Origin of the sequence: Streptomyces sp. NPDC059695 (assembly GCF_042733785.1) — a bacterium.
Lineage (GTDB): Bacteria > Actinomycetota > Actinomycetes > Streptomycetales > Streptomycetaceae > Streptomyces.
On sequence record NZ_JBHWFF010000044.1, the window covers coordinates 1 to 13,754 of the forward strand.

11 protein-coding genes are annotated in these 13,754 nt (G+C 73.4%); 4 read left to right on the top strand and 7 right to left on the bottom strand.

From position 1 onward, the window contains the following. Window positions 1-119 precede the first annotated feature (119 nt). The 3 genes from pyk to pta form a co-directional block, all read right to left on the bottom strand. The gene (pyk, locus tag ACFV2S_RS33890; RefSeq protein ID WP_383800469.1) at window positions 120-1,550 is read right to left on the bottom strand and encodes a pyruvate kinase; all 1,431 of its coding nucleotides are present in this window, start codon (window positions 1,548-1,550) and stop codon (window positions 120-122) included. A gap of 82 nt (window positions 1,551-1,632) precedes the next feature. After that, the gene (locus ACFV2S_RS33895) at window positions 1,633-2,862 is read right to left on the bottom strand and encodes an acetate kinase (protein ID WP_385568375.1); all 1,230 of its coding nucleotides are present in this window, start codon (window positions 2,860-2,862) and stop codon (window positions 1,633-1,635) included. Continuing rightward, window positions 2,859-4,940: a phosphate acetyltransferase gene (pta, locus tag ACFV2S_RS33900; RefSeq protein ID WP_385568379.1), complete on the bottom strand. Its 2,082-nt coding sequence runs from the start codon at window positions 4,938-4,940 to the stop codon at window positions 2,859-2,861. Before pta ends, ACFV2S_RS33895 begins: the two co-directional genes overlap by 4 nt. Before the next feature lie 305 nt (window positions 4,941-5,245). Between pta and ACFV2S_RS33905 the strand changes: the two genes are divergently transcribed. Both ACFV2S_RS33905 and ACFV2S_RS33910 read left to right on the top strand, forming a co-directional pair. Next, a complete protein-coding gene (locus tag ACFV2S_RS33905) occupies window positions 5,246-6,271 on the top strand; it encodes an ATP-dependent 6-phosphofructokinase (RefSeq protein ID WP_385568383.1) in 1,026 nt (341 codons plus the stop codon). Between the two features lie 375 nt (window positions 6,272-6,646). Then, window positions 6,647-7,387, top strand: a complete 741-nt coding sequence (locus ACFV2S_RS33910) for an RICIN domain-containing protein (protein WP_385568388.1) — start codon at window positions 6,647-6,649, stop codon at window positions 7,385-7,387. Window positions 7,388-7,406: 19 nt separating this feature from the next. Here ACFV2S_RS33910 and ACFV2S_RS33915 read toward each other — a convergent pair whose 3' ends face one another. The 4 genes from ACFV2S_RS33915 to ACFV2S_RS33930 form a co-directional block, all read right to left on the bottom strand. Continuing rightward, window positions 7,407-8,147: a tyrosine-protein phosphatase gene (locus ACFV2S_RS33915; protein ID WP_385568391.1), complete on the bottom strand. Its 741-nt coding sequence runs from the start codon at window positions 8,145-8,147 to the stop codon at window positions 7,407-7,409. Window positions 8,148-8,176: 29 nt separating this feature from the next. Next, window positions 8,177-8,785: a helix-turn-helix domain-containing protein gene (locus tag ACFV2S_RS33920; protein WP_385568522.1), complete on the bottom strand. Its 609-nt coding sequence runs from the start codon at window positions 8,783-8,785 to the stop codon at window positions 8,177-8,179. 167 nt (window positions 8,786-8,952) lie between these two features. Further along, window positions 8,953-9,648, bottom strand: coding sequence for a response regulator (locus tag ACFV2S_RS33925; protein ID WP_385568395.1), 696 nt, complete (start codon window positions 9,646-9,648; stop codon window positions 8,953-8,955). Further along, window positions 9,645-11,552: an ATP-binding protein gene (locus tag ACFV2S_RS33930; protein ID WP_385568400.1), complete on the bottom strand. Its 1,908-nt coding sequence runs from the start codon at window positions 11,550-11,552 to the stop codon at window positions 9,645-9,647. Before ACFV2S_RS33930 ends, ACFV2S_RS33925 begins: the two co-directional genes overlap by 4 nt. Before the next feature lie 184 nt (window positions 11,553-11,736). Between ACFV2S_RS33930 and ACFV2S_RS33935 the strand changes: the two genes are divergently transcribed. Continuing rightward, window positions 11,737-13,089 carry a cation:dicarboxylate symporter family transporter gene (locus ACFV2S_RS33935; RefSeq protein ID WP_385568404.1) on the top strand — a complete coding sequence of 451 codons (1,353 nt, stop codon included), beginning with the start codon at window positions 11,737-11,739 and terminating at the stop codon, window positions 13,087-13,089. Window positions 13,090-13,434: 345 nt separating this feature from the next. Continuing rightward, window positions 13,435-13,635 carry a CsbD family protein gene (locus tag ACFV2S_RS33940; RefSeq protein WP_385568408.1) on the top strand — a complete coding sequence of 67 codons (201 nt, stop codon included), beginning with the start codon at window positions 13,435-13,437 and terminating at the stop codon, window positions 13,633-13,635. Window positions 13,636-13,754 lie beyond the last annotated feature (119 nt).

A 13,754-nucleotide genomic window follows, 5' to 3' on the forward strand; every position in this document is an offset into this window, starting at 1 on the left:
TCGGGCCCGCCCCCCCCCCTCGGTCTTCGCCCCCGCCCAGCTCCCCGGGGCGCGGCGGGGGGCCCCCCCCCCCCGCCGCGGGGGGGCGCCCCCCACCGCCGTGTCGTGCGTCACACGGGTCAGGCCTGCTGCGAGCCGCCCAGGTGGTGGACGCGGACCATGTTCGTGGTGCCGGGGACGCCGGGGGGCGAGCCGGCGGTGATGATCATGGTGTCGCCGGCGTTGTGGCGCTTGAGCTTCAGGAGCTCGGCGTCCACGAGGTCGACCATGGAGTCCGTGTTGTCCACGAACGGGACCAGGAAGGACTCGACGCCCCAGCTCAGGGTGAGCTGGTTGCGGGTGCCCTCGTCCGTGGTGAAGGCGAGGATCGGCTGCTGCGTGCGGTAGCGGGACAGGCGGCGGGCCGTGTCGCCGGACTGGGTGAAGGCGATCAGCGCCTTGCCGTCCAGGAAGTCCGCGATCTCGCAGGCCGCGCGGGCGACGGAGCCGCCCTGGGTGCGCGGCTTCTTGCCCTGGACCAGGGGCTGCAGGCCCTTGGAGAGGAGCTCCTCCTCGGCCGCGGCGACGATCTTCGACATCGTCTTCACGGTCTCGATCGGGTAGGCGCCGACCGAGGACTCGGCCGACAGCATGACCGCGTCCGCGCCGTCCAGGATCGCGTTGGCGACGTCGCTCGCCTCGGCGCGGGTCGGCCGCGAGTTGGTGATCATCGACTCCATCATCTGGGTCGCGACGATGACCGGCTTGGCGTTCCGGCGGCAGAGCTCCACGAGGCGCTTCTGCACCATCGGGACCTTCTCCAGCGGGTACTCCACGGCGAGGTCGCCACGGGCCACCATGACCGCGTCGAAGGCGGCGACGACGTCGGCCATGTTCTCGACGGCCTGCGGCTTCTCGACCTTGGCGATGACGGGGACCCGGCGGCCCTCCTCGTCCATCACCTTGTGGACGTCCTTGACGTCGTCGGCGTCACGGACGAAGGAGAGCGCGACCATGTCGCAGCCCATCCGCAGGGCGAAGCGGAGGTCGTCGACGTCCTTCTCCGACAGCGCGGGGACGTTGACCGCCGCGCCGGGCAGGTTGATGCCCTTGTGGTCCGAGATGACACCGCCCTCGACGACGATCGTCTTCACGCGGGGGCCGTCGACCTCGACGACCCGCAGCTCGACGTTGCCGTCGTTGATGAGGACCTGGTCGCCCTTGGAGACGTCACCGGGCAGACCCTTGTAGGTGGTGCCGCAGATCGACTTGTCGCCCGGGACGTCCTCGGTGGTGATGGTGAACTCGTCACCGCGCACCAGCTCGACCGGTCCCTCGGCGAAGGTCTCCAGACGGATCTTCGGGCCCTGGAGGTCGGCGAGGACGCCGACGGCGCGCCCGGTGTCCGCGGAGACCTGCCGGACGCGGTCGTACCGCTCCTGGTGCTCGGCCTGGGACCCGTGGCTGAAGTTGAATCGGGCCACGTTCATGCCGGCCTCGATGAGAGCCTTCAGCTGCTCATACGAGTCGACGGCGGGGCCCAGCGTGCAGACGATTTTGGAACGGCGCATGAGGCGGATCCTATCGGTTTGTTTCACTGCGGAATATTCCGTCTGGCGGAAAGTACAAATGGGCGGGGGCCCGCTCAAGCGTTCACTCGTTCGAGCTCGCTCCGTCCAGAACGAGCGCGTAGCTCTGGCGCGCGATCTCCAGCTCCTCGTCCGTCGGCACCACCGCGACCGCCACCCGCGCGTACACCGGCGAGATGACCCGGGCCTCGTCCGACCGCACCGCGTTGAGGTCCGCGTCCACCGCGAGCCCCAGCTCCTCCAGGCCCGCGATCGCAGCCTCCCGCACCGGTGCGGCGTTCTCGCCGACCCCCGCCGTGAACGCCACCGCGTCCACCCGGCCGAGCACCGCGTAGTACGCCCCGATGTACTTCTTCAGACGGTGGACGTAGATGTCGAAGGCGAGCGCCGCCCGCTCGTCCCCCTCGTCGACCCGCCGACGGATCTCCCGCATGTCGTTGTCGCCGCAGAGACCCACCAGACCGGACTTCTTGTTCAGGAGGACGTCGATCTCGTCCGCCGACATGCCCGCCACCCGCTTCAGGTGGAACGTCACCGCCGGGTCGATGTCGCCCGAGCGGGTGCCCATGACCAGGCCCTCCAGGGGCGTCAGGCCCATCGAGGTGTCCACGCACCGGCCGCCCCGCACCGCCGAGGCGGAGGCGCCGTTCCCCAGGTGGAGCACGATCACGTTCACCTCCTCCGGCTCCTTGCCGAGCAGCCGCGCCGTCTCCCGGGAGACGTACGCGTGCGAGGTGCCGTGGAAGCCGTACCGGCGGATCCGGTGCGCGTCGGCGGTCTCCACGTCGATCGCGTACCGCGCCGCCGACTCCGGCATCGTCGTGTGGAACGCCGTGTCGAAGACCGCCACCTGCGGCAGGTCCGGGCGCAGCGCCATCGCCGTACGGATCCCGACCAGGTTCGCCGGGTTGTGCAGCGGCGCCACCGGCACGAGCCGCTCGATCTCGGCGAGCACCTCCTCGTCGATGACCGTCGGCGCGGTGAAGCGCAGTCCGCCGTGCACCACCCGGTGGCCGATCGCGGCCAGTTCGGGGGAGTCCAGGCCCAGGCCGTCGGCCGCCAGCTCCTCGGCGACCGCCTTCAGCGCGGCCGCGTGGTCCGGGATCGGCCCGTTCCTCTCCCGCTTCCGACCGCCCCCGCCCTGGAGCGGCGTGTGGACGAGCCGGGAGGTCTCCTCGCCGATCCGCTCGACCAGGCCCTGCGCCAGCCGGCTGCCGTCGTTCATGTCGAGCAGCTGGTACTTGACCGACGAGGAGCCGGAGTTGAGCACGAGTACACGGGTGGGGGTCGTCATGCCGGCAGCTCCTCGGCCTGGGACTGGATCGCCGTGATGGCGACCGTGTTGACGATGTCGCTGACGAGCGCGCCGCGCGAGAGGTCGTTCACGGGCTTGCGCAGGCCCTGGAGCACCGGGCCGACGGCCACGGCGCCGGCCGAACGCTGCACGGCCTTGTAGGTGTTGTTGCCCGTGTTGAGGTCCGGGAAGATCAGCACGGTCGCCTGGCCCGCCACCTCCGAACCCGGAAGCTTCGTCCTCGCCACCGACGGCTCGACGGCCGCGTCGTACTGGATCGGCCCCTCGATCCGCAGCTCCGGATGCGCCTCGCGGACCAGCTTCGTGGCCTCCCGCACCTTGTCGACGTCGGCGCCCGAGCCCGAGGTGCCGGTCGAGTACGAGAGCATCGCGATCCGCGGCTCCACGCCGAAGCGGGCCGCCGTCGCCGCCGACTGGGCGGCGATGTCCGCGAGCTGCTCGGCGTTCGGGTCCGGGTTCACCGCGCAGTCGCCGTACACGAGGACCTTGTCGGCGAGGCACATGAAGAACACCGAGGAGACGATCGACGCGTCCGGCTTCGTCTTGATGATCTCGAACGCGGGCCGGATCGTCGCCGCGGTGGAGTGCACCGAACCCGACACCATGCCGTCGGCGAGCCCCTCCTGGACCATCAGGGTGCCGAAGTAGTTCACGTCGGAGACGACGTCGTACGCCAGCTCGACGGTGACGCCCTTGTGGGCCCGCAGCGCCGCGTACTTCTCGGCGAACGTGTCGCGCAGCTCCGAGGTCTGCGGGTCGATCAGCTGCGTGTCGCCGAGGTTCACGCTCAGGTCGGCGGCCTTCTTGCGGATGGCCTCCACGTCGCCGAGCAGCGTCAGGTCGCAGACGTCGCGGCGGATCAGCACGTCGGCGGCGCGCAGCACCCGCTCCTCGACGCCCTCCGGGAGCACCACCCGGCGCCGGTCGGCCCGCGCCTGTTCGAGCAGCTCGTGCTCGAACATCATCGGGGTGACCCGGCCGCTGCGCGCGACCGAGACCCGCTTGAGGAGGTCGGCCGTGTCCACGTGCCGCTCGAAGAGACCGAGGGCGGTCTCCGCCTTGCGCGGGGTGGCGGCGTTCAGCTTGCCCTCCAGGGCGAACAGCTCGGCCGCGGTCGGGAAGCTGTTGCCGGCCACGGAGATGACCGGCGTGCCGGGTGCGAGGCGGGCCGCCAGGGTCAGGATCTCCTCGCTGGGCCGCTCGTTCAGGGTGAGCAGCACACCGGCGATGGGCGGGGTGCCGGCCGAGTGCGCGGCGAGCGCGCCGACGACCAGGTCGGCCCGGTCCCCGGGGGTGACGACGAGACAGCCCGGCGTCAGCGCGTTGAGGAAGTTCGGCAGCATGGCGCCGCCGAAGACGAAGTCGAGCGCGTCCCGCGCGAGCCCCGCGTCGTCGCCGAGGACGACGGTGGCGCCGAGCGCGTGGGTGATCTGGGCGACGGTGGGCGCGGCGAGCGCCGGCTCGTCCGGCAGGACGTAGCAGGGCACGGGCAGCCGGGCCGCGAGCCGCTCGGCGATGGCCTCGCGGTCCTCGCCGGACACCCGGTTGACGACCATGGCGAGCACGTCGCAGCCGAGTCCGTCGTACGCCCGGAAGGCGTTGCGCGTCTCGGCCCGTACGGACTCGGCGGTCTGGCCCTTGCCGCCGACCACCGGGATGACGGAGGCGCCGAACTCGTTGGCGAGGCGCGCGTTCAGCGCGAGCTCGTCGGGGAGCTGGGTGGCGGCGAAGTCGGTGCCCAGGACGAGGACGACCTCGTAGTCGCGCGCCACGTCGTGGAAGCGGTCGACGAGCCGGGACACCAGCTCGTCGGTGCCCCGCTCGGCCTGGAGCGCGGAGGCCTCGTGATAGTCCATGCCGTAGACCGTCGCGGCGTCCTGGGAGAGCCGGTAGCGGGCGCGCAGCAGGTCGAAGAGCCGGTCCGGGCCGTCGTGCACCAGCGGCCGGAACACCCCCACCCGGTCCACCTGGCGGGTCAGGAGCTCCATGACTCCCAGCTCGACGACCTGGCGGCCGTCACCGCGGTCGATCCCGGTCACGTACACGCTGCGCGTCACGCCGTGGTCTCCTGTCCAGTCCTGCGGAAGGGGCCGAGCGGTGCCCTCGCGGCACCCGTGCGCGGCCCGTGCGTCAATCGACAGTGCTCAGAAAGCCCCGATAGGGCGGCATTACCCCCTTGACAATACCCCCGCCACTGGTTAGGTCGCCCGCCGGACGAAGGGCCCGTGGACCTGGGACGAAAGGCCTCCTCCGGGCCGCCGGGAGGGACGCGCGGAGAGGCGACGAGCGCGGCCGTCAGGCGGACCGTGTGAGAATTGCGGTGGCTCACCACGGACCGCGACCGAGCAGGAGACACAGCACGATGCGCATCGGAGTTCTCACCGCAGGCGGCGACTGCCCCGGCCTGAACGCAGTGATCCGGTCGGTCGTGCACCGGGCGCTGACCGGCCACAACGACGAAGTCATCGGCTTCGAGGACGGGTTCAAGGGTCTCCTCGACGGCCACTACCGGCCCCTCGACCTCGACGCCGTCAGCGGCATCCTGGCCCGCGGCGGCACCATCCTCGGCTCGGCCCGCCTGGAGCGGAACCGGCTCCGCGAGGCCGCCGACTCCGCCACCGACCTGGCCCGGGAGTACGGCATCGACGTGCTCATCCCCATCGGCGGCGAAGGCACCCTGACCGCCGCCCGGATGCTCTCCGACGCCGGCATGCCCGTCGTCGGCGTCCCGAAGACGATCGACAACGACATCTCCTCCACGGACCGCACCTTCGGCTTCGACACCGCCGTCGGCGTCGCCACCGAGGCCATGGACCGCCTCAAGACCACCGCCGAGTCCCACCAGCGGGTGATGGTCGTCGAGGTGATGGGCCGCCACGCCGGCTGGATCGCCCTGGAGTCCGGCATGGCCGGCGGCGCGCACGGCATCTGCCTCCCCGAGCGCCCCTTCCAGGTCGACGACCTCGTCAAGATGGTGGAGGAGCGCTTCGCCCGCGGCAAGAAGTTCGCCGTCATCTGCGTCGCCGAGGGCGCCCACCCGGCCGCGGGCTCCATGGACTACGCGAAGGGCGAGATCGACCAGTTCGGTCACGAGCGCTTCCAGGGCATCGGCAACCAGCTCGCCGTCGAGCTGGAGCGGCGCCTCGGCAAGGAGGCCCGCCCGGTCATCCTGGGCCACGTCCAGCGCGGCGGCACGCCGACCGCATACGACCGGGTGCTCGCGACCCGCTTCGGCTGGCACGCGGTGGAGGCGGCGCACCGCGGCGACTTCGGCCGGATGACGGCACTGCGCGGCACGAACGTCGAGATGGTGCCGCTGGCCGAGGCCGTGACCCAGCTGAAGACGGTCCCGGTGGACCGCATGCGCGAGGCGGAGTCGGTCTTCTAGTCCGAAGCGGCCGGGCCCTCCGCCCGCCCCGCAGGCCCCCGGGACCTCGGCCGCCCCGCCGACCCCGGGTCCTCCGCGCGCCCCGCCGGGAGCCGGGGCCGGGTCCTCCGCCCGCCCGGCCGGTCCACGGGTGCCGGGACCTTCGGCCCGCAGGGCCGGGACCTCCGCCCCGACCTCTCCCGGATCTTCCCCGGGACCCCGAACGACCCGAGTGGCCCCGACCGTCCCCCGTGGACGGTGGGGGCCACTCGGCCGTGCACGGCATTACCCCCGGAAATGCCGGTTTCCACTCTTGAGCCCCGGCGCGCGATCAACAAGGCTTGGGCCCTGTCCCGGACATGTCCCGAGCGTGTCCGGTGAAGGGGGGAGACGCGCATGACGCCGGGGGAGCACGCTCCCGATCCGCGGGAGGCACGGAGCGCGGGCGCCCGTGATGATCCGGACGGGGCGAGCGCCCCCGGCGGCGCCGAGCCCGTGCCGGTCTGGCCCGGTGGAGCCGAGGCGGAGGACGAGGGCGCGGAGCGGCCCGGGCCGCGGTCCCGGATAGGGCGCGGCCTCGTCGCGGCCGTCGCGTTCGCCGGGCTCGTGCTGGCCGGCGTCAGCGTCGTCGCCTTCCTGCGGGACGGCCACACCGGGCACCCGCCCCGTACCCCCACCGCGCCCGCCGCCGGGGACGTCCGCATCCGGGTGACCGGCACCGAGTTCTGCCTCGGCGAGCGGCGCGGCACCCGCACCGGCCAGGTCCACCAGCTGCCCTGCGCCGCCGCGGGCGTCCCGCGCTACTCGCTGGCCGAGGCGGGCGCCGGCCGGTGGAGGATCGTTTCGGACCACCCCGACTCCGGCCCCGGCTGCTCCGGCATACCCTCCGGCGGGCGGATGCCCGGCGCCGCGTACGAGGACTCCGAGTGCGGCGACCCGACCCGGGTCGAGTCCTTCGCCCTGGAGGCGTTCGGCACCCCCGTCGAGGGGTACCGGATCGTCCCCGTGGACTCCGCGACCCCCGGCACCTGCGTCACCGTCGTCGGTGACCGCTCGGCCGCGTGGGCACGGCTGGCCCAGGCGCCCTGCGTGCCGGACGCGGCCGGGCAGCTCTTCGACTTCGACCGGCGGGACTGAGGGGGAAGGGCGCCGTCCCCTACGGGGTCTCCACCAGCCTGGCCCTGAGCGCCGCCACCACCTCCGGGCCGAGCCCGACGTGGCCGGTGACGTACCCGTACACCGAGCCGTACCGCTCGCGCAGGTCCGCGAGGAACAGCCGGATGACGTCGGCGGGCGCCCGGCCGTAGCCCGGCCAGCGCGGTTCCCGGCCGGGGTGGGCGGCCCGCCAGTCGCCGATCAGCCGCTCCGTGGCCAGCTCGGTCAGCGCGAAGTCCGCGAGGATCTCCTCGTCCGGGACGTCCAGGAGGGCGAGGAGGACGGCCGCGAGCAGACCCGTGCGGTCCTTCCCCGAGGCGCAGTGGAAGACGAGCGGCCCCTCGGCCGCGGCGATGACCTCCAGGGCCGTGCGGAGCTCCTCGGCCCCGTCCTCGGCGACCTCGGCGAAGCGGTCGGCGAGGTAGCGCCAGGGGTCCAGGGCCGGGTCGATCGCCTCCTGGTCGTAGGGGCGGTGCTCGATGGACAGGTTGTGCCAGGAGACCTCCCCGGTCTCGGGCAGGCGGCCCTTGCCGGCGATCTCCCACGGGTAGCGCAGGTCGATCACCGTGCCCACGCCCAGCGCGCGGAAGCGCTCCAGGTCGGCGGGGCCGGCGTCCGCGAGCTTGCCGAGGGAGTCGGAGCGGTAGAGGGTCTCCCACCGCACGGCCCCGCCGTCGGCGGTCCGATAGCCGCCCAGGTCACGGAAGTTGTGGAGTCGGTCGAAGGGTATGTGTCGTCTCACGGCGCCAATCTACGGGTGCCGCAGGGCGATCAGGGGCCGACCGCGGCCCAGAAGCGCGCGCTGATCTCCTCCAGGTAGGCGCGTCCCTCGTCGCCGGTCGCCCCGGAGGCGCCCCAGCTGCTGACCGCCGTCATCCGCGCGTGGTACTCGGTGTGGAGCTGCTGGAGGGCGGACTCCACGATCCGCTTGGGCAGCGGCACCAGCTTCACGGTGGGTTTCACGTACGCCTGCCAGCGCGTCGTCGCCGCGTCCCGCAGCGTCTCGGCGAGTGCCTCGTCGCCGCCGGTCGCGGTGATCAGCTCGCGCGGCCCGAGGCCGAGCACCTCGGCGAGGGCGGCGGTCTGGCGTTCGCTGCCGCGCCAGCGTCCCTCGTCCTCCATCTTCTGGTACGCGGACGCCGACACGCCGACCCGCCGCGCGAGCTCCTCGGCGGGGAGCCCGCGCGCCACCCGGTGCTCGCGCAGGGTGGACGCGGCGGCGATCAGGTCCGCCGGGGCGCACCACAGGACGCCCGCGAGGGCCGTGAGCTCCTGCTCGCTCGGGATCGCGAGTCCGCGTTCCCAGGCGACCACGAGGTCGGGGCTGACGAGGAGGCCGTACTGCGCCCGCAGGCCGTAGGCGACGTGCCCGGGGGCCATGCCGAGGCCCTCGCGGAGCCGGCGCGCGGCCTGGGCGGCGAAGGGTGGGGAGGGTTGGTGCACGCGGCCACGCTAAGTACCAAAAGTGACGGCTGGCTACGGTGCGTTCCCCCAAAGGTGCGGCGCTGTAGGAATGGGGGAACCGGCCGGTAACCTCGGGCGCGCCCTCAGTGGCCGCGCGCCGGGCCGTCGAGCCACCGGTACTGGAGCTCGGGCCGTCCGATCTGGCCGTACTGCGGGGCGCGCACGGCCCGGCCCTCCGTGACCAGGTGTTCCAGATAGCGGCGTGCGGTGATCCGGGAGATCCCGACGGCCGCGCCGGCCTCGGCGGCGGTCAGCCCCGCCGGGGTCGCCCGGAGGGTGCGGGTGACCGCTTCGAGGGTCGGGCCGCTGAGCCCCTTGGGGAGGGTGGCGGGGTGCGGGGCCCGGAGGGCCGCGAGCGCACGGTCCACCTCGTCCTGCCCGGAGGCCTCGCCGGCGGCGGCGCGGAACTCGGCGTACCGGACGAGCCGGTCCCGGAGCGTGGCGAAGGTGAACGGCTTCAGGACGTACTGGACGACGCCGAGCGACACGCCCTCGCGGACGACCGCCAGGTCGCGGGCGGACGTCACGGCGATGACGTCGGCGGAGTGCCCGGCGGCCCGCAGGGCGCGAAGGAGGTGGAGGCCGTGGCCGTCCGGCAGGTAGAGGTCGAGCAGGATCAGGTCGACCGGCGTCCGGTCCAGGACCCGCACGGCGGCGGCCCGCGAGTGCGCGACGCCGACGACCCGGAAGCCCTCGACGCGCCCGGCGTAGAGCGCGTGGGCGTCGGCGGCGACGGGGTCGTCCTCGACGACGAGGACCCGGATCGGGCTCGTACTCACCCGGTCACCTCCTCGTCCGTGCCGACGGCACCGCGGGTCCCGCCCTCCCGGGGCACGGGCACCGCGCGGGGCGCCTGCGCTGGGTCCGGTACCGGTATCGCGTCCGTCGTCCGCGGCGCGTCCGTCGTCCGCGGCGCGTCCGGCGCCCGCACCGCGTCCGGCGCCCGCACCGCCTGGGCCGCTCCCGCTGCCCCTGGCGCCCGCACTGCCCCTGGCGCCCGCGCTGCCTCCGGCGTCCGCCCTGCCTCCGGCGTCCGCGCTGCCTCCGGCGCCCGCACCGCGTCCGGCGTCCGCCCTGCCTCCGGCGCCCGCGCCGTCTCCGGCAGGGGCAGCCGGACGGTGAACTCCGCGCCGCCCTGCTCCGCGTCCGTCACGGTCAGCGTCCCCGAGGCGCGGGTGACCGCCTGGCCCACCAGGGCGAGGCCGAGGCCGCGGCCCGGGCCCCGCGTGGACCAGCCACGTCCGAGGACCGCCTCCCGGTCGGCGGCGCGGACCCCCGGGCCGCTGTCGCCGACCCGGAGCAGCAGCTCGCCCTCGCCCGCGGGGGCCGAGACCGTGACCGTCACGCGCGCGTGCGGCATCCCGCCGGCCGCCTCCACGGCGTTGTCGATGAGGTTGCCCAGGATCGTCACCAGGTCCCGGGAGGGCAGGGCCGCCGGCACCCGGCCGTCGTCGATGCGGCTGTCCTCGGTGAGGACCAGCTCCACGCCCCGCTCGTTGGCCTGCGCCGCCTTGCCGAGCAGCAGCGCGGCGAGGACCGGTTCGCCGACGGCGTCGACGACCCGGTCGGTGAGCGCCTGGGCGAGCTCCAGCTCCGCCGTCGCGAACTCCACGGCCTCGGCCACCCGGCCCAGTTCGATCAGCGACACGACCGTGTGCAGCCGGTTCGCCGCCTCGTGGGCCTGGGAGCGGAGCGCCTCCGTGAAGCCCCGCTCGGAGTCCAGTTCGCCGGAGAGCGCCTGGAGTTCGGTGCGGTCCCGGAGCGTGACGACGGTGCCGCGCCGCTCCCCGCCCACCACCGGGCGGGTGTTGACCACGAGGACCCGGTCGGCCGTCAGGTGCGTCTCGTCGACGCGCGGCTCCGAGGAGAGCAGCGCGCCCGTCAGCGGCGCGGGCAGGCCGAGGTCGGTGGCGGGCCGCCCGACGGCCCCGTCGTCCAGACCGAGGAGCTCACGGGCGCCGTCGTTCATGAGGGCGATCCGCCGCCGCCCGTCGAGCATCACGAGCCCCTCCCGCACCGCGTGCAGCGCGGCCTCGTGGTAGTCGTGCATCCGGCTCAGCTCGGTCGCGTTCATGCCGTGCGTGTGGCGGCGCAGGCGCGCGTTCACGACGTACGTCCCCGCTCCGCCGAGCGCGAGCGCCGCGCCCGCCATCACGAGCAGGGCGGCCACCTGCTCCCGTACCTGCTCGCTGATCTTGTCGATCGTGATGCCCGCGCTGACCAGGGCCACCACCCGCCCGCCGTCGAAGACGGGCGCCACCGTGCGGACGGACGGGCCGAGGACGCCCAGGTGCGTCTCCGAGTAGAGCCGCCCCCGCCGCGCCTCCTCGATGTGGCCGAGGTACGTGCGGCCGATCTGCGCCGGCTCCGGATGGGTCCAGCGGGTGCCGTCCGGGGCCATGATCACCACGAAGGCGACGCCCGCGTGGCTGCGCAGCGACTCCGCGTACGGCTGGAGCGCGGCGGTCGGGTCGGCGGACCGCGCGGCGGCGGCCACGGACGGGGAGTCGGCCACGGCGGCGGCGGTCGCCGTGGCCTGGCGCCGGGCCGTCTCCTCCGCCTGCGCGCGGTCCGTGACGTACGCGAAGGCCGCGCACCCCGCCACGACGACGGCCACGAGCACGACCTGCATCGCGAAGAGCTGGCCGGCCAGGCTGCGGGGACGGGGGAGGGGGAGACGCATGCGGGTAAGTGTGCACGTGGGAACGCGCGGGGCGGCACCGCGTGCCCGAATCGTGCTGTTCCGCCGGCCGCCGGTCGCTTCGGCCGTGAACGAAACGTACGCAACAGTGACCCGGGTCACAGGCTGATGGATAGTCGCGGAGGTCCACCGGGACGTGGACACCCATCAGCACGAGGAGGACCCCGTGGCCGCACGCCGGGACCGTACCCACTATCTGTATCTGGCCGTCATCGGCGCCGTACTGCTCGGCATCGCGGTCGGGTTCCTGGCGCCGGGCGTCGCCGTCGAGCTCAAGCCGCTCGGCACCGGCTTCGTCAACCTGATCAAGATGATGATCTCGCCCATCATCTTCTGCACGATCGTCCTCGGCGTCGGCTCGGTCCGGAAGGCCGCCAAGGTCGGCGCCGTCGGCGGTCTCGCCCTCGGCTACTTCCTCGTGATGTCGACCGTCGCACTCGCGATCGGCCTGCTTGTCGGCAACCTCCTGGAGCCCGGTTCCGGACTCCACCTCACCCAGGAGATCGCCGAGGCCGGCGCGAAGCAGGCCGAGGGCGCGAGCGAGTCGACGTCCGACTTCCTGCTCGGGATCATCCCGACCACCCTCGTCTCCGCCTTCACCGGCGGCGAGGTCCTCCAGACCCTCCTCGTCGCCCTCCTCGCCGGCTTCGCGCTCCAGGCGATGGGCCGCTCCGGGGAGCCCGTCCTGCGCGGCATCGGGCACATCCAGCGGCTCGTCTTCCGCATCCTCGGCATGATCATGTGGGCTGCGCCCGTCGGCGCGTTCGGCGCGATCGCGGCCGTCGTCGGCGCGACGGGCGCCGCGGCCCTGAAGTCGCTGGCCGTCATCATGATCGGCTTCTACGTGACCTGCGGGCTCTTCGTCTTCGTGGTCCTCGGCACGCTGCTCCGGCTGATCGCCGGGATCAACATCTGGTCGCTCCTGAAGTACCTGGGCCGCGAGTTCCTGCTGATCCTCTCCACCTCCTCGTCCGAGTCCGCGCTGCCGCGGCTCATCGCGAAGATGGAGCACCTGGGCGTCAGCAAGCCGGTCGTCGGCATCACCGTCCCGACCGGCTACTCCTTCAACCTCGACGGCACCGCGATCTACCTGACGATGGCCTCGCTCTTCACCGCCGAGGCGATGGGCGACCCGCTGTCGATCGGCGAGCAGGTCTCGCTCCTCGTCTTCATGATCATCGCCTCGAAGGGCGCCGCGGGCGTCACCGGCGCGGGGCTCGCCACCCTCGCGGGCGGCCTCCAGTCGCACCGCCCCGAGCTGGTCGACGGGGTGGGCCTGATCGTCGGCATCGACCGCTTCATGAGCGAGGCGCGCGCCCTCACCAACTTCGCGGGCAACGCGGTCGCGACGGTGCTCGTCGGCACGTGGACGAAGGAGATCGACCGCGCGCGGGTCACGGAGGTGCTGGCGGGGCGGGTCCCGTTCGACGAGACGACGCTGGTCGACGACCACGGGGCGGCGGCGGTGCCGGATCAGCGGGCGGACGAGGGCGAGGAAAGGGCCCGCGCGGGGGTCTGACGCCCCTGGGGCCCCGGCATCCCCGGAGTCTCGGCATCCCCGGAGCCGCGGCATCCCCGAGGGCCCCGGCATCCCCTGCGCCCCCCGAGGTCCACAGGGCCAGGCACCAAGCCGTGTCATTCCCGCACGAAACGGCATGCATGGCTGTGACGCATGTGGGTAGGCGGGCGCCGAGCGGACCGGGGCCGCTCACGGGCTCGCGGACTCCCCTTCCCGCAGGGCCCGACCGGGTGGAGGACCGGCCCGCGCCCGTGGTGTGGTGCGGGCCGGTCTCCCCAGGCGATGCGCCCCGTTCTGTTCTAGTTTGTCCATTGATCGACCATTCCTCGGAAAGGGAGCTCTCTGATGGCTGACAAGGCCAAGGGCAAGATGGAGCAGGCCAAGGGCAAGGCCAAGGAGGTCGTCGGCAAGGCGACCGGGAACGAGCGGCTGAAGGCCGAAGGCAAGACCGACCAGGTCAAGGGCAAGACCCGCGAGGTCGCCGACAAGGCCGCGGAGCAGGCCCGCGGGGTGAAGGACTCCCTGCGCGACCGCCGTCAGCACTGACCGTTCCGCCCGCATGCGTGGATTGGGGGGGGGGGGGGCGCGCGCCCCCCAGGGCCCCCACCACCACCCCCCCCACGAAGAGCGCCCGCCCCGCGACACGGATCTGACGCGCGGGATCG